The organism is Dyella nitratireducens (genome assembly GCF_014642835.1).
GTDB lineage: Bacteria > Pseudomonadota > Gammaproteobacteria > Xanthomonadales > Rhodanobacteraceae > Dyella_B > Dyella_B nitratireducens.
The window spans coordinates 103,247-126,712 of record NZ_BMJA01000007.1 but is presented as its reverse complement, the minus strand read 5'-3'; the positions used below and the strand labels follow the sequence as shown (position 1 = coordinate 126,712).

General features: G+C 62.3%; 24 protein-coding genes. 18 read left to right on the top strand and 6 right to left on the bottom strand.

Features of this window, described 5'->3' with window-relative positions; genetic code table 11:
- Positions 1-5: 5 nt before the first annotated feature.
- The gene (greB, locus tag IEX75_RS23670) at positions 6-512 is read right to left on the bottom strand and encodes a transcription elongation factor GreB (RefSeq protein WP_188798475.1); all 507 of its coding nucleotides are present in this window, start codon (positions 510-512) and stop codon (positions 6-8) included.
- Positions 513-820: 308 nt separating this feature from the next.
- On the opposite strand from greB, the gene IEX75_RS23665 reads away from it, so the two are divergent.
- Positions 821-2,305, top strand: coding sequence for a transglycosylase SLT domain-containing protein (locus tag IEX75_RS23665; RefSeq protein ID WP_188798473.1), 1,485 nt, complete (start codon positions 821-823; stop codon positions 2,303-2,305).
- 271 nt (positions 2,306-2,576) lie between these two features.
- Here IEX75_RS23665 and IEX75_RS23660 read toward each other — a convergent pair whose 3' ends face one another.
- On the bottom strand, positions 2,577-3,017 hold the full coding sequence (locus IEX75_RS23660; protein ID WP_188798471.1) for a hypothetical protein: 441 nt from the start codon (positions 3,015-3,017) through the stop codon (positions 2,577-2,579).
- 151 nt (positions 3,018-3,168) lie between these two features.
- Complete coding sequence (gene asd / locus IEX75_RS23655; protein WP_188798469.1) at positions 3,169-4,014, bottom strand: archaetidylserine decarboxylase; 846 nt, start codon at positions 4,012-4,014, stop codon at positions 3,169-3,171.
- Positions 4,015-4,139: 125 nt separating this feature from the next.
- Here asd and prmB point away from each other — a divergent pair, with 125 nt between their 5' ends.
- From prmB to IEX75_RS23615, 8 genes are all read left to right on the top strand, one after another.
- Positions 4,140-5,066, top strand: coding sequence for a 50S ribosomal protein L3 N(5)-glutamine methyltransferase (gene prmB, locus IEX75_RS23650; protein ID WP_188798467.1), 927 nt, complete (start codon positions 4,140-4,142; stop codon positions 5,064-5,066).
- Between the two features lie 224 nt (positions 5,067-5,290).
- On the top strand, positions 5,291-6,379 hold the full coding sequence (aroC, locus tag IEX75_RS23645) for a chorismate synthase (protein WP_188798465.1): 1,089 nt from the start codon (positions 5,291-5,293) through the stop codon (positions 6,377-6,379).
- 70 nt (positions 6,380-6,449) lie between these two features.
- Positions 6,450-7,463, top strand: coding sequence for a 2-hydroxyacid dehydrogenase (locus IEX75_RS23640; protein WP_188798463.1), 1,014 nt, complete (start codon positions 6,450-6,452; stop codon positions 7,461-7,463).
- Between the two features lie 127 nt (positions 7,464-7,590).
- A complete protein-coding gene (locus tag IEX75_RS23635) occupies positions 7,591-8,619 on the top strand; it encodes an aspartate-semialdehyde dehydrogenase (protein WP_188798461.1) in 1,029 nt (342 codons plus the stop codon).
- Positions 8,619-8,897 carry a hypothetical protein gene (locus IEX75_RS23630; RefSeq protein ID WP_188798459.1) on the top strand — a complete coding sequence of 93 codons (279 nt, stop codon included), beginning with the start codon at positions 8,619-8,621 and terminating at the stop codon, positions 8,895-8,897. The genes IEX75_RS23635 and IEX75_RS23630 overlap by 1 nt, the downstream gene beginning before the upstream one ends.
- Before the next feature lie 169 nt (positions 8,898-9,066).
- Complete coding sequence (locus IEX75_RS23625) at positions 9,067-11,355, top strand: motility hub landmark protein FimV (protein ID WP_188798458.1); 2,289 nt, start codon at positions 9,067-9,069, stop codon at positions 11,353-11,355.
- 103 nt (positions 11,356-11,458) lie between these two features.
- Positions 11,459-12,226: a tRNA pseudouridine(38-40) synthase TruA gene (truA, locus tag IEX75_RS23620; RefSeq protein ID WP_188798456.1), complete on the top strand. Its 768-nt coding sequence runs from the start codon at positions 11,459-11,461 to the stop codon at positions 12,224-12,226.
- Positions 12,223-12,837, top strand: coding sequence for a phosphoribosylanthranilate isomerase (locus tag IEX75_RS23615; protein ID WP_188798454.1), 615 nt, complete (start codon positions 12,223-12,225; stop codon positions 12,835-12,837). Before truA ends, IEX75_RS23615 begins: the two co-directional genes overlap by 4 nt.
- A gap of 24 nt (positions 12,838-12,861) precedes the next feature.
- Here IEX75_RS23615 and IEX75_RS23610 read toward each other — a convergent pair whose 3' ends face one another.
- Complete coding sequence (locus IEX75_RS23610) at positions 12,862-13,746, bottom strand: LysR family transcriptional regulator (protein WP_188798452.1); 885 nt, start codon at positions 13,744-13,746, stop codon at positions 12,862-12,864.
- Positions 13,747-13,872: 126 nt separating this feature from the next.
- Between IEX75_RS23610 and trpB the strand changes: the two genes are divergently transcribed.
- Genes trpB through accD form a run of 3 tightly spaced genes read left to right on the top strand, consistent with a single transcriptional unit; the run spans position 13,873 to position 16,777 of the window.
- On the top strand, positions 13,873-15,084 hold the full coding sequence (gene trpB, locus IEX75_RS23605; RefSeq protein WP_188798450.1) for a tryptophan synthase subunit beta: 1,212 nt from the start codon (positions 13,873-13,875) through the stop codon (positions 15,082-15,084).
- Positions 15,081-15,881, top strand: coding sequence for a tryptophan synthase subunit alpha (gene trpA / locus IEX75_RS23600; protein WP_188798448.1), 801 nt, complete (start codon positions 15,081-15,083; stop codon positions 15,879-15,881). The genes trpB and trpA overlap by 4 nt, the downstream gene beginning before the upstream one ends.
- A 26-nt stretch (positions 15,882-15,907) precedes the next feature.
- Positions 15,908-16,777 (top strand): acetyl-CoA carboxylase, carboxyltransferase subunit beta, encoded by an 870-nt coding sequence (gene accD / locus IEX75_RS23595; protein ID WP_188798446.1) that lies wholly within the window; start codon positions 15,908-15,910, stop codon positions 16,775-16,777.
- Positions 16,778-17,138: 361 nt separating this feature from the next.
- On the opposite strand, the gene IEX75_RS23590 is transcribed toward accD, so the two are convergent.
- Both IEX75_RS23590 and IEX75_RS23585 read right to left on the bottom strand, forming a co-directional pair.
- Positions 17,139-17,714, bottom strand: a complete 576-nt coding sequence (locus tag IEX75_RS23590) for a phosphatase PAP2 family protein (protein WP_188798444.1) — start codon at positions 17,712-17,714, stop codon at positions 17,139-17,141.
- Positions 17,683-18,843 carry a glycosyltransferase family 4 protein gene (locus IEX75_RS23585; protein ID WP_188798442.1) on the bottom strand — a complete coding sequence of 387 codons (1,161 nt, stop codon included), beginning with the start codon at positions 18,841-18,843 and terminating at the stop codon, positions 17,683-17,685. The genes IEX75_RS23590 and IEX75_RS23585 overlap by 32 nt, the downstream gene beginning before the upstream one ends.
- Positions 18,844-19,017: 174 nt before the next feature.
- Between IEX75_RS23585 and IEX75_RS23580 the strand changes: the two genes are divergently transcribed.
- From IEX75_RS23580 to IEX75_RS23555, 6 genes are all read left to right on the top strand, one after another.
- Complete coding sequence (locus tag IEX75_RS23580; RefSeq protein WP_188798441.1) at positions 19,018-19,452, top strand: DUF4399 domain-containing protein; 435 nt, start codon at positions 19,018-19,020, stop codon at positions 19,450-19,452.
- 93 nt (positions 19,453-19,545) lie between these two features.
- Positions 19,546-20,949 (top strand): glutamate--tRNA ligase, encoded by a 1,404-nt coding sequence (gene gltX / locus IEX75_RS23575; RefSeq protein WP_188798439.1) that lies wholly within the window; start codon positions 19,546-19,548, stop codon positions 20,947-20,949.
- A gap of 97 nt (positions 20,950-21,046) precedes the next feature.
- On the top strand, positions 21,047-21,322 hold the full coding sequence (locus IEX75_RS23570) for a hypothetical protein (RefSeq protein WP_188798437.1): 276 nt from the start codon (positions 21,047-21,049) through the stop codon (positions 21,320-21,322).
- Positions 21,323-21,356: 34 nt separating this feature from the next.
- Positions 21,357-21,839: a transcriptional repressor gene (locus IEX75_RS23565; protein WP_188798435.1), complete on the top strand. Its 483-nt coding sequence runs from the start codon at positions 21,357-21,359 to the stop codon at positions 21,837-21,839.
- A gap of 118 nt (positions 21,840-21,957) precedes the next feature.
- Positions 21,958-22,392, top strand: a complete 435-nt coding sequence (locus tag IEX75_RS23560; protein ID WP_188798433.1) for a MerC domain-containing protein — start codon at positions 21,958-21,960, stop codon at positions 22,390-22,392.
- Positions 22,393-22,439: 47 nt separating this feature from the next.
- Positions 22,440-23,390, top strand: coding sequence for a cation diffusion facilitator family transporter (locus IEX75_RS23555; RefSeq protein ID WP_188798431.1), 951 nt, complete (start codon positions 22,440-22,442; stop codon positions 23,388-23,390).
- The last annotated feature ends 76 nt before the right edge of the window (positions 23,391-23,466 follow it).

The window sequence follows — 23,466 nt, the reverse complement described above, 5'->3', positions numbered from 1 at the left end:
CCAACCTACGAGTCGGTGTACTCCACCGCGATCACCGCAAAGCGTGTGCGCCCACCCGGCAACTCCGCCTCGAACTCATCATCCAGCTTCTTCTTCAACACCGCCCTCGCCAATGGCGAATCGATACTGATCCAGCCGCGCTTCGCATCCGTCTCGTCCGGGCCGACGATGCGGTAACGCACGGTCTCGCCGCTTTGGGTGTTCTCCAGTTCGATCACCGCACCGAAGAACACAGTTTCACGGTCGCCGGGTGAACCTTCGGCCACCTTCAGTGAGGGAATCCGCTTGCTGAGGTAGCGCACGCGGCGGTCGATCTCGCCGAGCTGCTTCTTGCGGTAGGTGTATTCAGCGTTTTCCGAGCGATCGCCTTCGGCCGCGGCGGCGGCCAGCGCCTTCACCACTTCCGGGCGCAGGGTGTGCCACAGGTGGTCCAGCTCGCTCTTGAGCTTTTCGAAGCCTTCGCGCGTGATGATCGCGGTGGAGCGTGGAGCAGGGGGTCGCCAGCGGGTCATGGTGATACGGCGTCAGGGATTGAACGGAGCAGGCAGTTTTGCCGCGCACGCTTCGGTGCGAACGGAAAGCGTAGATCGCGTTTGGATGCGGTCGAGCGATGCGGGTTGTAGACAAAGCTCGTTTCTTGCAAACAGTTGTTGCGTTTGTTGCAAATGTCTGGCATGAAGGCCTCCAAAGACTGGGGCTCGATTTTACCGGTGTAGCCGTGCGGTATCGAAACAACCGCGCGACATCGACAAGAACGTGTTTTGAGTCTGCCCGCGCAGCCGGGCCAAGGCTGCGTTCTTCAGTACCGGTGTAACCCGACATGCCTTATCGTGCCGTTCTTCGTTCTCTGCGTCTGGTTTCATTGGTGGCGGCCCTGGTGCTAGTGGCCGCCTGTGCCGCTACCAACGGCAGCGTGACACCCAAGCCGCCGCCGGCCTCGGTCACCTTGTTGTACGGCCAGCTCGATCAGGCCAGCCGCAGTTACGAAACCGCATTGCAGCAGACGCGCGCCGGCGATACCAAGGACGCCCAGAAAACGCTGGATACCGCGCTCGACCAACTGCGCGATGCCGCCGCGCATTGCGGTGCAACGCCGGGCTGTGACTCGCAGCGGTTCTTCTCGGTATTCGATCATCTGCTACGCCTGAAGGACGGCAGCTTCATCGGCGATCAGACGCCGGACGAAGAAACGAACGGCCCACCACTGGCACCCTTGTCCGGTGAGGCCGGCGCCGGCAGCCTGCCGGAAGCACAGCGCAGCGTCACCCTGTTGCGCGGACATCAGCTTTCCGAATTGATCGCCATGAACGGGCCGGTGAAAGCCGCGCTGGAAATGTGGCTCACGCAGTGGCGCGGCAATCTGATGGATGCCTACGTCAATTACCAGTTCCTGCGGCACGAGATGTGGCCGCAGTACCAGAGCGAAGGCCTGCCGGAGGCGCTGCTGTTCGGCATCATGGCCAAGGAGTCCGGTGGCAAGGTGCACGCCGTGTCGCGTTCTGGCGCGGCCGGCCCGCTGCAGTTCATGTACGCCACGGGTTTGCGCTTCGGGCTGACTGAGCAGGATGGTTTCGATACGCGCTTCGATCCGGCCGAGTCGGCGCGTGCGAATGCCGAATACATCAACGAGCAGTTGAAGGCCTTCAACGACAATCTCGAGCTCACCCTAGCGGCCTATAACGGTGGCGAGGGACGCATGCGTCGTCTGGTTGGCGACAACACCTCGGTGAGCTTCTATGACCCGCGCATCTATGCGCAGGTATCGCAGGAAACACGTGACTATGTGCCAGAGGTGCTGGCGGCTGCCTGGCTGTTCCTGCATCCGGACAGCTATAACCTGCGCTTCCCGCGTGTGGATGGCGTGCAGGGCAGCATCACCCTCAAGCGCAGTACGTCCATTTCGGAATTGACCGTGTGCCTGGGCTCAGCTAATGACATGCCCGACGGCTGGTTCCGCACGCTGCGCAATCTCAATCCGCGCCTCGATCCGCAGCAGGAGCAGCCGGTTGGCGCGACGCTGCAGGTACCCAAGCCGTTGGAGAGCGTCTACGCAGCGCGTTGTGTGGATGGTCCGTGGCCGATTCTTGCCAGTGATTTGCACAACGCCGTGGTGCCGGTGTTCCCCAATCCGCCGGCTGCGCCGGATCTGGTGGTGCGCTATACGGTGCGTCGCGGCGACACGCTGGCGACGATCGTGCGCAGACATAGCAGCTGCACCAGCGAAACGGAGGTCGCGCGCATGAACAATCTCAAATTCAATCACGTGAAGGCGGGGCAGGTGTTGAAGTTGCCCAGTTGCCGGTGACCCAAGTGGCTTGCCGATCGAGATGGTTGGCTGGGTTCTCCCAACCTGCAAGGCCGAGTGACGAGTAGCGAGGTTGCTTGAAACGGATGCCGCCTGGAGCAATCCATTTCTCGCCTCGTCAGTCACCGTTCCAATTCCACGGCGGGAGCGAAGGCTGTGACGCCCTCGCTACTCGTCGCTCGCCCCTGTTATGCGGTTAAGCGGCGCGCAGTGCACCGCACCGGCTTTGCATGAGCAGCTAAGCCGGCTTGTCAGGCCATCAAGAGAATGCTCAGGCCGCGGCGCCTGAGCGCATCCACTGCGCCATGGTATCCGGCTGTTCGCCGGTGGCGTCGCGCAGTTCGCGCAGCACGCGCAGAAACTGGCGATGCTGTGGCTGCAGGCTGGTATGCGGCGAATCCTTGGTTTCGTGGTACGCCACTGCCAACCACAGTGCGATGCCGCGCAGGGCGACTTCGGGGTTGTCGGATTGGGCGCGGCCGAAACCGATGTCGGTGCCCTGGCCCCACGGCATATAACGTTGTTCGGGTGCGGTGCCGTACAGGTGCGGGAATTCGCAGCGTGAGGCTTGGCCGATTTCACGGAGCGTCATGACGCCCAGGCGGGCGCGCGTGCGGAGGGGCAAGGCGGAGATGCTGCGTTCGATTTGCCGAAACTGGCGCTGCAACTGCCGGGCGCGATTCATCGCGATTAGGCGGGTGACAATCTGCATGTGACCCCTCGTTGGACAAGTCCGCGAAGGCACGCGGATTGGGCGAGAGGATAGCGACCCATTTCAGTGCGGTGCGCCGAAAACGTCACAAAATGACGACAAATGTCAAAACGATGCATGCCGCGCCTGTCAGCCCGGCTTGTCTTGAGCGTCAAATGTGATGCATATCACCTAATCGCTGGCCCACCTTGATGACCTGTTGCGAAGCGAGCGTATCCAGTTCGCCTGCGCCCTCCGGCAGCAACACGATCACGGTGGAGCCCATGTTGAAGCGCGCCATCTCCGCGAAGCGGGCCAGTTCGATGTTCTGACCTTCGAACGATTTGCGGCGGATCGATGGTGCATACGGCGGGATCACCAGACCGTCCCAGACAGTGGCCACGGATGACACCAGGATCGCGCCCACCATGATCACGGCGAAGGGGCCATGCGCCCCTTCGAAATGACATACCAATCGTTCGTTGCGCGCGAACAGGCGTGGGATCGCGTCCACTGCGAACGGCGCCACGCTGAAGATGCGTCCGGGGATATGCACGGTTTCTTTCAACTTGCCGCGCAACGGCATGTGCACGCGGTGATAGTCGCGCGGCGAAAGATAGATGGTGACGAAGCGGCCATTGCGATAAGGGGCGGCCGCGGCTTCGTCGCCGAGCAGTTCGGCGGCGGTGTACTGCTGTCCCTTGGCCTGAAATATGCGTCCGCCATCAATGGGGCCCGCCTGGCTGATGCGGCCATCGGCCGGCGAAATCAGGGCGCCGGGAGCAGCATCTGCCCGGCGGGCATCGGGGCGCAGTTTGCGCGTAAAGAACGCATTGAAATGGGGATAGGCAAACGGATCCGATTGCGCGGCCTCGGTCATGTCGACCTGGTAGCTGCGGACGATTTTGCCGATCAGGAAATTCTTCCATGGCGCGAAGGTCCAGCGCGTGGCCCAGTAAACCACGCGCGACAACGCCCGATGGGGAAGGATGTATTGCAGGAATACCTTGAAAGTCATCCGGCAAGTATAAGGAATCGGAACGATTCTTGACGAAGCCGGGGGAGGCCAATTCCATGGGCTTGCATGAGCCTCGTGATCTTGAGTCGCTATACTTCACGACCCCTAAGCCGGACCGTGCCCACGTGACTGCCGAACTTGCGACGATCATCGACTTCATCCGCTACGGTGCCAGCCGCTTCTCTGCAGCGGGCCTCACCTTCGGCCACAGCCACGACAACCCGATCGACGAAGCCACCCATCTGGTGCTGGCCAGCCTGCATCTGCCGCCGGACATTCCGCCGGCCTACGGCGCAGGCAAGCTCACCGAAGAAGAGCGTGTACGCGTGCTGCAGCTGATTGAGCGCCGCATCAACGAGCGCCTGCCGGTGGCTTATCTGGTGGGCGAAACCTGGTTTGCCGGGATCAAATTCAAGAGCGATCGCCGCGCCCTGGTGCCGCGCTCGCCGATCGCCGAGCTGATCGAATCGGGCTTCACGCCCTGGCTGGATGGCCGTCACGTGGAGCGCGCGCTGGATCTGTGCACGGGTTCGGGCTGCATCGGCATCGCCATGGCTGCGTACAACCCGCATTGGCAGGTGGATGTTGTCGATATCAGTGACGATGCGTTGTCGCTGGCGCGAGAGAATGTGGCGCTGCTGCATGTGGGCGAACGCGTGGACGTGGTCCGTTCGGATCTGTTCGCAGGCGTGCAGGGCCGCAAGTACGATCTGATCGTCTCCAATCCGCCCTACGTCACCGAAGACGAATACGCCGTGCTGCCGGGCGAATACAGCCATGAGCCCAAGCTGGGCCTCACCTCCGGTGAAGACGGCCTGGATGCTTGCCTGCGCATTCTCGACGAAGCCGCCGATCACCTTACTGAAGAGGGGCTGCTGATCGTTGAAGTCGGTGAGAGCGAGCAAGCCCTGACCGCCTTGCTGCCTGACGTGCCGTTCGTGTGGATCGAGTTCAAGGTCGGCCAGATGGGCGTGTTTGCGCTGGAGCGGCGCGATCTGGTTGAACATGCCGATGCGATCCGCGTGGCGGCACTCGAGCGCAGCCGTAGTTAGTCGGTTGCCGTAGGCATGGCGGTAAAATGTGTGTAGGTTGGGGTGCAAACCCCAACATTGCCATGCAGGTCAAGGTTGTTGGGGTTTGCACCCCAACCTACGCAACGTGCATGGAAAGAGGCTTATGCGCCGACGATTCATAAGCGCAGAGTCTCCGGGCATGGCAAGATGCGAGACCACCCCGGCTGAGGCCAGGTCGATCCCATCGCACATCGGTTTTCCACGTGTCCAGCAATTCCACCGGCAAGCTGTTTACCGTCACCACGTTCGGCGAAAGCCATGGACCAGCCATTGGCTGCGTGATCGACGGTTGCCCGCCGGGCTTGGCGATTGCACCGGAGGAATTTCGGACTGACCTGGATCGCCGCGCCACCGGCCGCAGCCGGCATACCTCGCAGCGCAAAGAGGCGGACGAGGTAGAGATTCTTTCCGGTGTCTATGAAGGCCGCACTACCGGTACGCCGATCGCACTGCTGATCCGCAACACCGACCAGCGCAGCAAGGATTACGGCGATATCGCGCAGACCTTCCGCCCCGGCCACGCCGATTACACCTATTGGCAGAAATACGGCATCCGCGATCCGCGCGGTGGCGGGCGCTCTTCCGCGCGCGAGACCACCATGCGCGTGGCGGCGGCGGTGATTGCCAAGAAGTGGCTGGCCGAGCGTCATGGCGTGCGCGTTCGCGGTTATCTGGCGCAGCTGGGTGAGGTCGTTCCGCAGGGCTTCGAGTGGGAGGCGGTCGAACAGAACCCGTTCTTCTGGCCGCATGAAGCACAGGTGCCGGAGTTGGAGAAATACATGGATGCGCTGCGCAAGTCCGGCGACTCGGTCGGCGCGCGCGTGAACGTCGAGGCCGAAGGCGTGCCGCCTGGCTGGGGCGAGCCGATCTACGGCAAACTCGATGGCGACCTTGCGGCTGCGCTGATGTCGATCAACGCGGTGAAGGGCGTGGAAATCGGCGACGGTTTCGCGGCGGTCACGCAGCACGGCAGCCAGCATCGCGATGAAATGCATATGGACGGCTTTACGTCCAATCATGCCGGTGGCATCCTGGGCGGCATCAGTACGGGGCAGGCGGTACGTGCCTCGATCGCGCTCAAACCCACGTCGAGCATCCTGATTCCCGGGCATAGCGTGAATCTGGCTGGGGAGGCAGTCGACGTGGTGACCAAGGGGCGCCATGACCCCTGCGTCGGCATACGCGCCACTCCCATTGCGGAGGCCATGATGGCGCTGGTGTTGATGGATCATGCCTTGCGCCATCGCGCGCAGTGTGGCGACGTGGGTGAGATAAAACCGCGCATTCCTTGATGGAAGAGGAACCTGCAGGCCCATGTATGGGCAGCAGGCAGCAAGCGCCCCACGGTAGTCATCGATCGGCATGAGCAAGTCACATAACGTCTGGGTTTCCCGCCCATTGTTTCCGGAAGTACTGGACCATCTCGCCCAGTATGTGGGCGTGCAGGCGGAAGCCACCGAGCGTAAGCACACGGCAGCGGAGCTGCGCGAAAAATTAGCCAACGTCGACGGTGCCATCATCGGGCTGAGCGATCGCATCGACAGCGACGTGATCGCCGGCAACCGGCGGCTGCGTGTGATTGCCAATCTCGCCGTGGGCTACAACAACCTCGACGTGCCCGCGCTGACCGCGGCAGGCATTCTCGCCACCAATACCCCCGACGTACTGAATGAAACGACCGCCGATTACGCCTGGGCCTTGTTGTTGGCTGCGGCACGGCGCGTGAGCAGCGCGGAGCGCTGGCTGCGTGCAGGAAACTGGCGCGGCGGCATGCGCTTCGATGATTGGCTGGGTCTGGACGTGTATGGCAAGACGCTGGGCATTCTCGGCATGGGCCGCATCGGCCAGGCGATTGCACGGCGTGCCTATGGCTTCGGCATGCCGGTGCTCTATCACAACCGCTCGCGCCTGCCTGAAGACATAGAGCGTGAATGCCGTGCTGCCTGGGTGGAAAAGGACGAACTGCTCAAGCGAGCAGATCATTTGATGCTGGTGCTGCCGTACAACGCGCAGAACCATCACGCCATCGGTAAGGTCGAGCTTGCACTGATGAAGCCGACCGCCGTGCTGGTGAACATCGCCCGCGGCGGCATCATCGACGATGCCGCGCTGGCTGTTGCCTTGCGCGAAGGCCGCGTCGCTGCGGCGGGGCTCGACGTCTTCGAAGGCGAGCCTGCCGTCCATCCGGCGCTGCGTGAACTCGACAACGCCGTGCTCAGCCCGCATATCGCCAGCGCCAGCGCCGATACGCGCCGCGCGATGGCACAGCTGGCGGCCGATAATCTGCTGGCTGCATTGGGTCATGGGCCTGATGCAGGACATCCTCCTTCATTGCTCAACCCGGAAGTACGGGGCGGGCATGAAACGAAAACGTGATACACCTCACGTCAGCAATGCTGTGCCGTGCCGTTCGCGCGCCGTGCAGGCTAGATTCCCAAGTTGGGTTTAGCCGCGCGGTGATCCTTCAACCCAGGCAATTCCATACGACAAGTGACCTAACGAGATGAGCAAGAAGAGTAGCTACAAGGTAGCGATGGTGGGCGCCACGGGCGCCGTCGGCGAAACCCTGCTGAGCATCCTGGCTGAGCGTGAATTCCCGGTCAGCGAGCTGGTGCCGCTGGCAAGCGCGCGTTCGGCTGGCAGCAAAGTGGAGTTCGGCGGCAAACAGATCACCGTACAGAACCTGGATGACTACGACTTCAAAGGCGTGGATATCGCCTTCTTCTCGGCCGGTGGCTCGGTGAGCCGTGCGCACGCGCCGCGCGCCGCTGCCGCGGGTGCGGTGGTGATCGACAATACTTCCGAATACCGCTACCAGGACGATATCCCGCTGGTGGTGAGCGAAGTGAATCCGCACGCCATTGCGCAGTACACCACGCGCGGCATCATCGCCAACCCGAATTGCTCCACCATGCAAATGCTGGTGGCGCTGGCGCCGATCCATCGCGCCGTGGGTATCGAGCGCATTAACGTCGCCACGTATCAATCGGTATCCGGTGCCGGCCGCTCGGGCATGGAAGAGCTGGGCAAGCAGACCGCTGCGCTGCTCAATTTCCAGGATGTGGAAAAGTCCAAGTTCCCCAAGCAGATCGCGTTCAACGTAATCCCGCACATCGACGAATTCCAAGCCAACGGCTACACCAAGGAAGAAATGAAAATGGTGTGGGAGACGCGCAAGATCCTGGAAGACGAATCCATCCAGGTGAACCCCACCGCGGTACGCGTGCCGGTGTTCTACGGCCACTCCGAGGCTGTGCATATCGAAACGCGCGACAAGATCACCGCCGAGCAGGCGCGCGAGCTGCTGGAGCAGGCGCCTGGTGTGGTGGTGCAGGACGAACGCAAACCTGGTGGCTATCCCACGCCGGTGGGCGATGCAGCGGGGCAGGACCCGGTGTACGTGGGTCGCATCCGTGAGGACATCTCGCACGACCACGGGCTCGATATGTGGGTCGTGTCCGACAACATCCGCAAAGGCGCCGCGCTCAATGCCGTGCAGATCGCGGAATTGCTGATCGAGGATTATTTGTAATGCGACACGTCGGTCTGGTTTTGCTGGGTTGTTTGCTGGCTTCGAATCTCTTTGCTCAATCGTCTGCCGACAGCGCTCGCCAGACCGAGAAGGTCAACCAGCGCGTGATCCAGCACCAGGCCGAAGTACAGCGTTTGCAGCAGGACGTAAACCAGCAGGAATCCGCCAGCCAGCAGGCGGCGGACCGGTTGCAGCAGCAGGACCGAACCATCGCCGAACTGCGCAAGCAGCTCAAGGCGGTCCAGGGCAGCGCCAAGACGCCAGCCGCCGGTCATTGATGGCCGTCACGCCCGGCGAAAAAATCGCCGTGAAACAGGCTTGGCGGATAAATCTGGTATTGTTGATTGATGTTTATCTAACTAAAGTGACGCCTTCCAGGAGGAAGTCGCCGCAAGCTGCGGTGCCTTTTCAGTAAAAGCGTCCGGGGTGTCTCGGGGGAGCCAAGCGATGAATCGTTCGTTGAAGCTGTCGATACTGCTGGCGCTTGCGCTCGGCAGCAGTCAGGCGGCAGCCGTGGAGCTGGGCCAGGCGCATATCAAATCGGCGCTGGGCCAACCCTTGCTGGTCGACATACCCGTCACCCATGCCACTCCGGAAGAGCTGCAGAGCCTGAGCGCCGAGCTGGCCCCGAACGATGCCTTCGTCAAGGCCGGCAGCCAGCGCCCGACCATCCCTTTGCAATTCAATCTGGTGGACGACAACGGCCACAAGGTGATCCGCGTTACCAGTAGCAGTCCGGTCGACGATCCCTACCTTGACCTGCTGGTGGAAGTGAACAGCAGCACCGGGAGCAACGTGCGCGAATTCGCGATCTTGCTCGATCCGCCAACCAGGGTGCAGCAGGCGGCCAGCAGCGCACCGGCCCGTCGCCGAGCGCCGGCCAGCGGCACCTCGGTACCGAGCAGTGAAAGCGCCGCCACACCGTCGCGCCGCTCCAGCGTGGCGGCACGCAGCGCTGCCGCATCGGAAGTGAAGAACGGCCAGTTCGGCCCGGTGGAGAAGGGCACCACGCTCTCGCATATCGCGACCGAGGTTGCACCATCCGGCGTCGACACCAATCAGATGATGCTGGCGTTGAAGTCCGCCAATCCGGATGCCTTCTACCGAGACAACATCAATGCCCTGAAAGCCGGTGCGATTCTGCGCGTGCCCTCACGCGATGACGCCCTGGCCACGGCTGTCGCCGCGGCTGCGGCGACCGTGCATCAGCAGAACGCCGATTGGCGCAACGGCACCACCACGCCGGTGGCCGTTGCGGCTGGCGGCACGCGCGAAAACGCCACGGTTGCACCGACCGCCACCAGCAATGCCGATCGCCTTGCGCTGGTGCCGCCAGGCAGTGAAGGCCAGGCTGCTGGCGGCACGAACGGCAAAGGTGGCGCCAATGCCGCCGTGCGCCAGCAACTGCAGCGCAGCCAGGAGACGCTCGCCTCCCTGCAGCAACAGAGCAGCGAGTTGAAGTCGCGCCTGAAAGACCTGGAAGACATCAACACCAAGAACCAGCGCCTGTTATCGCTGAAAGACAACGAAATCGCCGATTTGCAGAAGCAGTTGGCCGATGCGCGCAAGGTTGCCGGCAAACCCGTCGCGCCGGTTGCCAGCCCGGCGCCAACGCCAGCACCCGAGGCTGCCAGCAAGCCGGTCACGCCAGCGGCTCCCGTTTCAGCACCGCATCCGGCTGCCCCGGCTTTGGCCGCCGAAGCAAATGCTTCCAAGCCGGCTGCCGCTTCCTCCGCGCCGCACAACGTGGTGACCACGCCTCTCAATGCGCCGGCCAAACCGAAACCGGTGGTTCAACCACATCACGTGCCAACGCCAGCACCGGAGGAGCAGCCCTGGTTCATGCAGCCCTGGGCTTGGGCGGCAGGTGCCGCGGTGGTCGTGTTGGGTCTGTTGGGCTTGCTGTTGTCGCGTCGTGGCAAGTCCGGCGCGAAGCCGCCTAAGGCCGCTGCGTCGAGCAAGGGTGGTTCTCTGGCGGATCGCTTCGGCACGGCGGACGAGGGCGAACACGCCCACGGCGGCTCCGATCCGGATCAGGACGAACTGCTCGACCAGCTCGCTGAACAGCCTGACGATATCGGCCTTCACCTCGAACTGGTCAGCCTGTATTACACCCGTCGCGACGTCGAGCATTTCGAAGCTGCGGCCGAAGCCATGCACGCGCACATCACCGATCCGAACCAGCCGGAGTGGCAGGACGTGGTGCACATGGGGCGTGATCTCGCACCGGGTCATCCGTTGTTTGCCGAACCGGGCGCGGATCTCACCACGATGCGCGAGCCGGCACCGCATCATTTCGACCTTGACAGCTACGGCAATCCGCCGGCTCCCGAACCTGTTGCTCCAGCTCCCGCCAAGAGCCCCGCTGCGCAGCCTTCCAAAGTCAGCGAATACCATTTCGATTTCGATCTGACCCCGCACCATCCCGAAGCGCTTAACCGCGCTGCCGCACCGGCGCCTGCGCCGGCGGTGAAAGAGGTTGTAGAGGAAGAGCCGCTATCCACCTGGAAGTTCGACGAGCCGCTCGACGAGCCGCATACGCAGACGGCACATAGCGATCACGACAACTTCGGTGAACTGCACGACGATCCGGTCGACACCAAGCTCGACCTGGCCCGCGCCTATCTCGACATGGGCGATCCGGATGGTGCCCGCGCCATGTTGGAAGAAGTCATGCACGAAGGCAGCCAGATGCAGAAGGAAGTCGCGAAGCAGCTGCTGGAAAAGATCAGCTGACCTGCTTTCAGTGCGAAACACCTACCCACCGGGCCGGCTATGCCGGCCCGGTGCTTTTGGGGCACCTGTTACTCTTACGTACTCTTGAACTTCACGATCACGCATGCGCATCGCCCTGGGCATCGAATACGACGGCACCGATTTCTTCGGCTGGCAGAGGCTGAGTCACAGCGCCAGTGTGCAAGCCAGTCTGGAGCGGGCGCTTTCGTTCGTTGCTGCCGAGGCCATCGAGGTGACGTGTGCAGGCCGTACTGACGCCGGCGTGCACGGACGTTGCCAAGTGGTGCATTTCGACACTGGTGCGCAGCGCGATCTGCGTGGCTGGGTGCTGGGTGCGTGCTCCAATCTTCCGTCGAGCGTGGCCGTGCTGTGGGCCAAAGTAATGCCGGATGATTTCCATGCGCGCTTCTCTGCACGCAGCCGTCGCTATCGCTACACCCTGCTCAATCGAACTATTCGCCCCGCACTGGATGCGCGCTACGTCGCCTGGGAGCGCGTGCCACTGGATGCAGAGCGCATGCATGCCGCCGCACAAGTCTTGATCGGCGAGCACGACTTCTCCGCGTTTCGCGCAGTGTCCTGCCAGGCCGCACACGCTCGCCGTGAAGTGAAATACTTGCGCGTACACCGCGAAGGCGAGCAGGTGGTCGTGGACATCGAGGCGAATGCATTTCTGCACCACATGGTGCGCAATATCGTGGGCTCGCTGCTGCTGGTCGGGCGCGGCGAACAGCCAGTGGCGTGGATCGCGGATTTGCTGGCCGGCCGCAATCGCGAAGTAGCTGGGCCGACCGCAGCAGCGTCGGGTCTAACATTCATCGGCCCGCGTTATGAAAAGCATTGGGGTCTACCTGAGGAGGTCAGCGAATGACTCGCATCAAATGTTGCGGCATGACTCGCGTCGAAGATGCCTTGCTCGCCGCCGAACTGGGCGCCGACGCCATTGGCGTGGTGCTCACCACGCACAGCAAGCGGCAGGTGTCGCTGCAGCAGGCGCGCGCCATTGTTGAGGCCATGCCACCGTTCGTTACCACCGTGGCGCTATGCATGGATGACGAAGCGAATGTCGTGCAGGAAATCATCGATACCGTGCGCCCCTCGATGCTGCAGTTCCATGGCAATGAGATAGACGAATGGTGCAAGCAATTCGGTCAGCCTTACTTGAAGGCCATCGCCATGGGCGAGGGCGCCGCTGCGCTCTATCAGCTGCATGATCATCCCCATGCGGCGGGGCTGCTGCTCGACGGGCATGGTCTGGGCGAACCTGGCGGTACCGGCAAATTGTTCGACTGGTCGTTGATGCCGCACGATTTGAAGCAGCCATTGCTGCTGGCCGGTGGTTTGACGCCCGAGAATGTTGCTGCGGCGATTCGCATGGCGCGGCCGTGGGCGGTGGACGTGTCGAGTGGTATCGAATCGGCGCCGGGGATCAAGGATCACGGCAAAATGCGCGCTTTTATCGCGGCTGTACGTTCTGCCTAAGCTTCGCGGAATCCTATCGACGATTCACGCGTTTAATGCATGGCGCATCCACGCCGCCAGCGCATCAACCCGACCATCAACCCTGCGCCGCGGCGTCGCCAAAATCCAACTCGCATCCGTCTGCTGAAATCCCCACGGCGCAAGCAGGCGCCCCGCATCGATATCGTCCTGCACCAGCTGCGCTGGGGCGATCGCTACGCCAAGCCCCGCCACGGCGGCTTCCAGCAGATAGAACAGATGCGTAAAGCCCTGCCCGTAATGGAGTGATTCAACCGGTATTCCATTCGCGCGCGCCCACGCGGGCCACGCTTGTGGACGTGAGCTGGTGTGTAGCAAGGCTTCGTTGCTCAACGCGGACGTGCCGTGTTCCAGCAAACGCTCAAGGCCTGCATGGCGCGGGCTGACTACAGGACCAATGCGTTCGGGTGCCAACACATGCACTTGCCAGCCGGCAGGCCAGGGCGGTGCTGCCACGGCCAGCGCTGCATCGGGTTCGGCATGCCGAGGCGCGAGTGGATCCTCCTCCGGCGATAGATGCAGCCGCAGCATCGGCAAGTCGCGTTCCAGCCGTTCCAGTCGCGGAATCACCCAGCGCGCGAGCAGGCTGCCAGCACACCCAAGCACGAAGGGCGCATCGTCGCGGCCACGTTGCAGATCCGCCCAGCCTTCCCGCAATTGCGCGAAGGCATTGCTCACACGGTCGTGTAGCTCCTCACCAATGGCCGTGAGCGCCACGCCGCGCCCTTGGCGAACAAACACAGGTTTTCCTAGGGCTTCTTCCAGCACGCGCAACTGCCGGCTGATGGCACCGTGGGTGACGTGTAGTTCCTCGGCCGCACGGCCTACGCTGCCCAAGCGGGCGGTGGCCTCGAAGGCGCGCAAGGCGTTGAGGGAGGGCAGGTCGCGCACGGATGTTGTGAGTTTTTCTAACAGATGCTGGCGATCATATCGCTTTTTTGATGACGCCAATCGCGGTATTTTCCTCGTCTGAGGCTGCCTTTCCGGTGCCCGCCATCCCTATAGGATTTCTGACCAATGCCCACGATCCAGGATTTCCATCAATGGCCCGATCCCCACGGGCGCTTCGGCGATTTCGGCGGGCAATACGTGGCCGAGACTTTGATGGCGCCGCTGGCCGAACTCACCGAGGCCTACCTGCGTCTGCGCGAGGATCCCGAGTTCCTGGCCGAACTTGATCGGGATCTCACCTACTACGTCGGCCGCCCCAGCCCGATCTATCACGCGGAACGGCTATCGAAGCACATCGGCGGCGCGCGCATCTTGCTCAAGCGCGAAGACCTGAACCACACCGGTGCGCACAAGATCAACAACACCATCGGCCAGGCGCTGGTCGCCAAGCGCATGGGCAAGCCGCGCGTGATCGCCGAAACCGGCGCCGGCCAGCACGGTGTGGCCACCGCGACAGTCGCCGCGCGCTTTGGCCTCAAATGCGTGGTCTACATGGGCGCCGTCGATATCGAGCGGCAGAAGATCAATGTGTACCGAATGAAACTGCTCGGTGCTGAAGTGGTGCCAGTCACGTCGGGATCGAAAACGCTGAAGGATGCCTTGAACGAAGCGATGCGCGACTGGGTCACCAATGTCGCCGACACGTTCTACATCATCGGCACCGTCGCCGGCCCGCATCCGTATCCCATGATGGTGCGCGACTTCAACGCCATCGTCGGGCGCGAAGCGCGCGTGCAGATGCTTGAGCAATACGGTCGCTTGCCCGACGTGCTTACTGCATGCGTGGGCGGCGGTTCGAACGCGATCGGTTTGTTCCATGCGTTCCTCAACGACAGCGGCGTGCGCATGGTTGGTGCCGAAGCGGCAGGTGAGGGCATTGCCACCGGTCATCATGCGGCTTCGCTGGCGGCAGGGCGTCCCGGTGTTTTGCACGGCAATCGCACCTACGTGCTGTGCGACGACAACGGCCAGATCACCGAAACACATTCGGTGTCGGCGGGTCTCGATTACCCCGGCGTTGGCCCGGAGCACGCGTTCCTGAAAGACGCCGGCCGTGCTGACTACGTCGGTGTCACCGACGACGAAGCCCTGGAAGCCTTCCACTTGCTCGCACGCACCGAAGGCATTCTTGCGGCACTGGAATCCAGCCACGCTGTGGCGCAGGCCTTGAAACTGGCGCGCGAGTTGCCGAAGGACGGCATCGTGCTGTGCAATCTTTCCGGCCGAGGGGATAAAGACGTGCATACGATTGCCGCACGCGAAGGAGTGCAGGTATGAGCCGCATCGATCAACGCTTTGCTGCACTGAAAGCCGCGGGCCGCACCGGCTTGATCCCCTTCGTTACCGCCGGCGATCCGGTGCCGGAACACACCGTAGCGTTGATGCATGCGCTGGTTGATGCCGGCGCCGATGTCATCGAACTGGGCGTGCCGTTTTCCGATCCGATGGCCGATGGTCCGGTGATCCAGCACGCGAGCGAACGCGCCATCGCCAAGGGCGTAGGTCTGCCGGATGTGCTGACGTGGGCAGCTCAATTCCGCGAGCGCGACCAGAGCACGCCGATCGTGCTGATGGGTTATCTCAATCCGGTCGAAATCCGTGGCTTCCAACGCTTCGCAGACGAAGCGGTCAAGGCGGGTGTCGATGGCGTGCTGCTGGTGGATTGCCCGCTGGAAGAAGCCGAGGTGCTGGCGCCGTTGCGCAACGCAGGCCTCCAGCAGATTCTGCTGGCCGCTCCCACGACCGCACCCGAGCGTATGGCGCAATTGTGCGAGGCCGCTGACGGTTTCCTGTACTATGTATCGTTCGCCGGCATCACGGGGGCGGGGCGCTTGAGTACGCAGGACATTGCCGCACGCGTGGCTGATATCCGCAAGCATGCCAAAGCACCGGTCGCTGTGGGGTTCGGCGTGAAGGATGCGCAAAGCGCAAAAGCCATCAGTGGATTTGCCGACGCCGTGGTGATTGGCAGTGCATTGGTGGAGCGTTTGGGTGGAGCGAAGACGGCATCGGAGATCACGGCAAAGATTGATGATTTCCTTCGTCCGATCCGCGCGGCACTGGATGCTGCTTGAAGTTTTAGCTGATTGAGGCGGAATCCATGAATTGGCTGCAAAAAATCATGACACCCCGCGTGCGGACGCAAGGCGCCGCCGCCGGCAAGGGCAAGGTACCCGAAGGTGTGTGGGAGAAGTGCGGTGGCTGCGGCGCCGTGCTGTACAAACCGGAGCTGGAACGCAATCTGATGGTGTGCCCCAAGTGCGGCCATCACCATGCGATCGGCGCGCGCGAACGGCTGTTGGCGTTTCTCGACGAAGGCAGCGCGCAGGAGCTGTGGGCCAGCATGGAGCCCAACGATCCGCTCAAGTTCCGCGATTCCAAGAAATACCGCGATCGCATCGTGGCCGCGCAGAAATCCACCGGCGAGAAAGACGCACTGATCGCGATGGGTGGCAAGCTCAAGGAACACCCGATGATGGCCGTGGCCTTTGAGTTCTCCTACATGGGTGGCTCGATGGGTTCGGTGGTTGGCGAGAAGTTTACCCGCGCCGCCGAGCGAGCCTTGAGTGAACGCAGTGCCCTGGTGTGCTTCTCCGCCACCGGCGGTGCGCGCATGCAGGAGGCGCTGTTCTCGCTGATGCAGATGGCGAAGACATCAGCCGCGCTTGCACGTTTGCGCGAAGCCGGTGTTCCGTACATCAGCGTGCTCACGCACCCGACTACCGGCGGCGTTTCCGCCAGCCTTGGCATGTTGGGTGACATCAACGTTGGCGAACCTAAAGCCCTCATCGGCTTTGCTGGCCCGCGCGTGATCGAGCAGACCGTGCGCGAGACGCTGCCGGAAGGCTTCCAGCGGTCGGAGTTTTTGCTTGAGCACGGTGCGATCGACATGATCGTGGATCGGCGGCAGATGCGCGACAAGCTGGCGGATGTGTTGAACATCTTGCGCAAGGTACCGCGCGCGGCGTAATGCATGCTGCATGATGCCTCGAACAACGCCGCCTTCGGGCGGCGTTGTTTTTTGTAGGTTGGGGTGCAAACCCCAACGTTGTGATGCTTACAAATTAGTGATGTTGGGGTTTGCACCCCAACCTACGGTTTTCCACAGCCAATGTGGATGCCTTCTTGAAAACCCTGTGGAAAACCCGCGCGCGCATCTTTTCCATCAACCACTTGGCACACCGTGATGAAATTTTGCGCAGCAAGTGCGCGTACTTTTCCACAGCGGTTGTGGAAAGTATCCGGTAGAGCCTGTGGATAGATGCGCTATGTCGTTGAGCGCAAAGCGTGTGAGTACGGCGTGATGAATGATTGATCAGCGCAAACTTTGATCAAGCGAACAGCAGCGGTGCGCTGTGCACCAACCACAGCGACAACGCGCCGAGGCCGCTGCCAACAAAAATCGCGGCGAGCACATCGCTTGGATAATGCAAGCCAAGAATCACGCGCGATGCAGCCACCAGCGCGGTGAACGTCAGCAGCAGCGGTGCAAGCAGCGGGTACCACGCCAGGGCGACGATAGTGAAGCCCACCGCCTGCAAGGTGTGACCGGAGGGGAAACTGAATTCATCCAGCGGCGGCACATGCGCGATCACACCAGGGCAGGTGCGGAACGGGCGCGGGCGGCGCGTCCAGCGCTTCAGCACGCGGTACAAGCCCAATGCCACCAGTCCGGTGGCTGCCATGTGCGCGGCGGCTTCCAGGCCACGCAGGCCATCGATCAATGCCAGCGCCAGCATCAATGCGTACCAAAACACACCATCGCCAAGGCGGCTGATGATGCCGAAGAACAGGCCGACGGCGTGCCGTGCCCCCCAGCGGTTGGCGGCAATGCACATGCGCCGGTCGAACGCGTGGCGCGGGAGGGCAACCTGCTCAGGCAGGTGCGATGGTGACATGGCGGTCATGCATGTTCTCCTCGACCAGTTCGCGCAACAGGTTTTCGAATTCGCGGATCACCGCGTCCGGTGAGAGCCGCTCCACGCTCTCCACGGCAGCGCGGCCCATATGGCGGATCAGTGCAACATCGCCGGCCAGCGTCACGGTTGCCGCCGTAAAGGCGTGGGCTTCGCCGGAAGCAATGCGGAAACCATTGATGCCGTCAAACAGATGCTCGCGTGCAGCGCCTTCGGCGTATGCCACCACGGGCAAGCCAGCCGCGAGCGCTTCCAGGATCACGTTGCCGAAGGTTTCGCTGAGGCTGGGGAATGGGAATAGATCTGCGCTTGCGTAATGCGATGCGAGGGCTTCGTCGCGCTTCATGCCGGCGAAGATGAAATCCGGATGTGCTGCCTGCAGCCCTGCTCGCGCGGGGCCGTCGCCCACCCACACATAGCGCGCTTTCGGCGCCACCTGCTGGATGGCGCGGAAGGTTTCCACGGCGAGGTCCAGATTTTTTTCCGGCGCAATACGGCCCACGTAGAGCACGACCGGCGTATCTGCATCCACGCCCCAGCTTTCGCGCAAGGCGTTGTCGCGCTTGGAGGGATGGAACAGCTTGGTGTCTACCGCGCGGCGCAGCAGGCGCGCGTGATCCACGCCCATCGCCGTCAATTCGGCAGCCAGCGCATCGGTGGGCACGAGTGTGACGTTTGCGCGCTGGTGGAAGCGGCGCAGGTAGTTGTGCACCACCGGTGTCAGAAAACCTACGCCGTAGTGATTGGCATAAGCATCGAAGCGTGTATGAAAACCGGTCGCAACAGGGACGCCCAAGCGTACGGCGGTCTTCACCGCAGAGCGGCCAAGCGGGCCTTCGGTGGCGACGTAGATGGCGTCGGGCCGACGTTGAGTCCAGCGCTGGCGGAGTGTGCGGTAGACAGGAAGCCCGAAGCGCAAGCCAGGATAACGGGGCAGCGCCGCGCCGCGTGTTTCCAGGGCATCGATGCCGGGTTCGTCGACGTGGCTGATGGTTTGACGAGGACGGATGAGATCGATCTCGTGGCCCTTTGCGGCCAGACCGGTTGCCAGACTATGCACGGTGAGTGCGACACCGTTGATCTCTGGCGGATACGTCTCGCTGATGATGCCGATACGCATGGCGCATCCTCGTCTTGTACGGCAGTAGCTTCCTCGGATGCCGTTGCGTAGCGATGGCGCTCACGTGACAAGGCGGTTACGCGTGTTACGGAATGAGGAAAAAGGTGCCCTGGCGGCCTCAACTCGGCTAGATTGCATGAATGGCATCCTCATCCTTAGGACAGGAGACACGTCATGAAAGGTCTGTTGCTTGGTTTTGCCCTGCTAGCCGCTGCAGGTTCCACCTTCGCCGTTGACGCTCCGGCGCTGCCAGTGACCAAGGCTCCGGCCGGTGCCGAGGTCTACATCATTTCGCCGCAGGATGGCGCCACCGTGCCGCAAACCTTCACCGTGCGCTTCGGCCTCAAGGGCATGGGCGTGGCACCTGCCGGCGTGACCCACGAAAAAACCGGTCATCACCACCTGCTGGTGGACGTGAAAGAGCTGCCACCCGCCGGGCAGCCCATTCCGAACGACAAACAACACGTCCATTTCGGCGGTGGCCAGACCGAAACCACGCTGACACTGACGCCTGGCACGCACACGCTGCAGTTGGATCTGGGCGATGCCAATCACATTCCGTTCGACCCGCCGCTGGTGTCGAAGGTGGTTACGGTGCATGTGAAGTAGTTGTTGCACAAAGCCCCTCTCCCAAAGGGAGAGGGGAGTTTGCTGGCGGCATCGGCTAAAATTTCCCGTTCCACCTGCCGCATCGTCGAGCTCATGACCGTCCGCACCCGCTTCGCCCCCAGTCCCACCGGTTTCCTGCACATCGGCGGCGCGCGTACCGCGCTGTATTGCTGGCTGGAAGCGCGCCGCCGCGGCGGGGAGTTCCTGCTGCGCATCGAAGACACCGATCGCGAGCGCTCCACCGATGCGGCCGTGCAAGCCATTATCGACGCCATGCATTGGCTGCAGTTGGATGCCGACAACAGTGCGCCGATCTTCCAGACGCAGCGCCTGGAGCGTTACAAGCAGGTCGCGCTCGAGCTGGTGGCCGCCGGTAAGGCTTATTACGCCTACGAAAGCAAGGACGAGATCGAAGCCATGCGCGAAGCCGCCATGGCTGGCGGCGAGAAGCCGCGCTACAACGGCTACTACCGCGATCGCAACGCACCTTTCCGCGACGATCCGAACCGCGTGATCCGTTTCAAGAACCCGCTGGAAGGATCGGTGGTGTGGGACGACAAGGTGAAGGGCAGGGTGGAGTGGTCCAACACCGAGCTGGATGATCTGGTGATCTTCCGCTCCGACGGCTGGCCCACCTACAACTTCGCCGTGGTGGTCGACGATATCGACATGGGCATCACCGAGGTGATCCGCGGCGACGACCACGTCAACAACACGCCACGCCAGATCAACATCTATCACGCGCTCGGCGCAAGGGTGCCGGAGTTTGCACACCTGCCGATGATCCTGGATAAGGAAGGCAAGAAGCTTTCCAAGCGCACCAATTCGGTTAGCGTGATGGAGTACCGCGAAAACGGCTTCCTGCCGCACGCGATCCTCAATTACCTGGTGCGCCTCGGATGGTCGCATGGCGATCAGGAAATTTTCTCACGCGAGGAAATGATCACGTTGTTCGACGCCGCCGACGTCAACAAGGCGGCGTCGCGCTTTGACACCGAAAAACTGCTGTGGCTCAACCAGCACTATCTGAAGACGGATGATCCGCAGACGCTGCTGCCGGAATTCGAATGGCATCTTGCGCGCGCAGGTATCGATACCAGCAAAGGCCCTGCGCCGGCTGATGTGATCGTCGCCTTGCGCGACCGCGTGCAAACGTTGAAGGACATGGCCGAGCGCGCCAGGATCTGGTACGGCCCGATCACCGAATGGGACGACAAGGCAGTCGCCAAGCATTTGAAGAACGACAGCGCCGTGCAGGTGTTGCAGTCCGCGCGCGAACTGCTCGTCGGATGCGAGTGGAAACCCGCGCCGATTCACCAGGTGATCGAGCAGATTGCCGCGAAACTGGAACTGGGCATGGGCAAGATCGCTCAGCCGCTGCGCGTGGCGATGACGGGTACGCAAGTATCGCCGTCGATCGATCACACGATTTATCTCGCTGGGCGCGACGTGGCGCTCAAGCGGATCGATGATGCCGTAGCGCTAGCGCACTCCTAACTGTAGGTTGGGTGCAAACCCCAACATCGCCATCTTGGTCGATACGGCAATGTTGGGGTTCACACCCCAACCTACAAAAGTCCTGAGCTCGCCAAAGATGGAAGAACTCCTCGCCAAAGCCACCCAAGGCGTCGACATGGACGCCCCCGATGCCTTCGTCCACATCTTCATCAACCTGATGGCGATGATCCCGTGGACCGCTTTGTTTTGGTGGAACCTGGTCTTCGTGGCGGTCGGCGCCTTGCTCGGCTGGTGGCGTGGCAAGTTGCTGAGCGGGGTGATCTGGGCGCTGGTGTTAGGGCCGATCGGCTGGATTGTCGTGCTGCTAACCCCCAAATCGGCCAAGCCACCACCGCTGCCGCGTTCGCGTTAGCTGCGGTGTATGATCGTTGACGAGGTGAATCCCATTGAGCCACAGCACGTCCACTAAAGACCACGTCCATCATCATCACGAAGGCCCGGCGGACTTCGTGGCGGCGGTGGAGCATGCCAGCGAGGAACGCGGCTTGCGCCTCACGCCGCTGCGCAAGGAAGTGCTGGAGTTGATCGCGGCGGCCGGTAAACCCGTAAAGGCGTACGACCTGCTCGATCAGCTGCGTGAACGCCATGGCAATGCCGCGCCGCCTACCGTCTACCGCGCGCTGGATTTCCTGCTCGAGAACGGCTTCATCCATAAGCTGGAATCGATCAACGCATTCGTGTCTTGCCATCACCCGGCCGAGGCGCACCAGGTGCCGTTCCTGATCTGCGATGTCTGCTCCAGCGCGCAAGAGGTGTGCGACGAGCGCGTGGCCGAGCTGATCGAAGCGCAGGCCAAGGCATTCGGTTTCCGCCCTCAAGCTCAGACGCTGGAAGTGCATGGCGTCTGCAAGCAGTGCCGTAAAGCCTGATCCGTCTTCCTGCACCTGGCCTGATTGGGTAGAAGTGTCCCTTGCGGATAGTTTTTGGATGTTATAACGTATCAAAACACCGGTACCCCCGCCGGCCATGCCGCATGGTGTCGTCCCCATGGATCCCACGCCAACGCAACAGAACACTCGCTGGTGGAACCTCGCCGACCGCGTCGGTGCCACGGCTTCGTTCCTCTGCGCCATTCACTGCGCCGCTTTGCCCTTCGTGCTTGCCATATTGCCGCTGATTGGCCTGAGCTTTCTCGCTGATCACGCTTTCGAGCGCGGCTTTGTGCTGTGCGCCAGCGCACTGGCGCTGGTGGCCTTGGTCAACGGCTATCGCCGCCACCATCGTTCACTGCCGCTTCGCCTGGCGTTGCCGGGTCTTACGCTGCTGGTGATCGGCGTCACGTTCGCAGAAAGCTATTCGATCATCGTGCATAGCGTGCTCGTTACTTGCGGGGGCTTGCTGGTCGCTTCCGCGCATTTCTTCAATCTTCGTTTCGATCGCCTTCACGGCCACGTGCACGGCCCACAGTGCGCGCACGGCTGAGGCGCGGTGATTGTGTAACGGCCGCATCGCTTCCTAGCATGGCGGCAATGAATCACGCGCACAGTCACACTCACGATCATCACGCTCATAGCCACGCCACGGGCATGGTGGGGCGTGAGCGCAAATTGCTGTTTGCCTTCGTACTCACCGCCGGCATGATGTTCGCCGAAGCCGCGGGCGGTTGGTGGTCCGGTTCGCTCGCGCTGCTTGCCGATGCCGGTCACATGCTGGTGGATGCAGCGGCTTTGATGCTTGCTTTGCTTGCGGCGCGGATGGCGCGGCGTCCGGCCGATGCGCGGCGCACCTACGGCTATGGCCGCATGGAAGTGCTGGCCGGTTTCGTCAACGCGCTAACGCAATTCGTGCTGGTTGCTTTGATCGCCTATGAAGCCATCGATCGCTTCTTCAAGCCGGTGCAGATTCTTTCTGGCGTGATGCTGGTCGTGGCGATCATCGGCCTGCTGGTGAACCTGATCGTGTTGCGCAGCCTGCATGATCACGCCCATGACGACGTGAACATCGGCGCAGCCAGTTTGCATGTGCTGGGCGATTTGCTCGGTTCGGTCGGCGCCGTACTGGCTGCTTTGGCGGTGCGCTGGCTGGGCTGGAACTGGGCGGATCCGGCGTTATCGATGCTGGTGTCGCTGTTGATCCTCCACAGCGCCTGGCAATTGCTGCGGCGTTCCACGCACATCCTGCTGGAAGGCGTGCCCGAAGGCATGGACCCGCACGAAGTGGAAGTCGCGTTGCGCGGTGCCGATGCGTCGATTCGCGACGTACACCATCTGCACGTATGGCAACTGGCGTCCGGCTCGCGCATGGCCACGCTGCACCTGGAGCTGCATGATAGGGACGCTGGCGCCCGCGTACTGGCAGCGGTCAATCGCACCCTGCTGGAGCGCTTTGGTATCCGCCACGCCACCGTGCAGATCGACCTGGACGATTGCCCGGACGGCAGCCCAGGCTGCAATGCCCAGCAGCACTCGCACCATCCTTAGCAGCCATCCCAGGCCGCTTGCGCTTTAGCCTGTCGCTGCTACGATGATTGGCCATCAACAGCATTACGAATCAAGG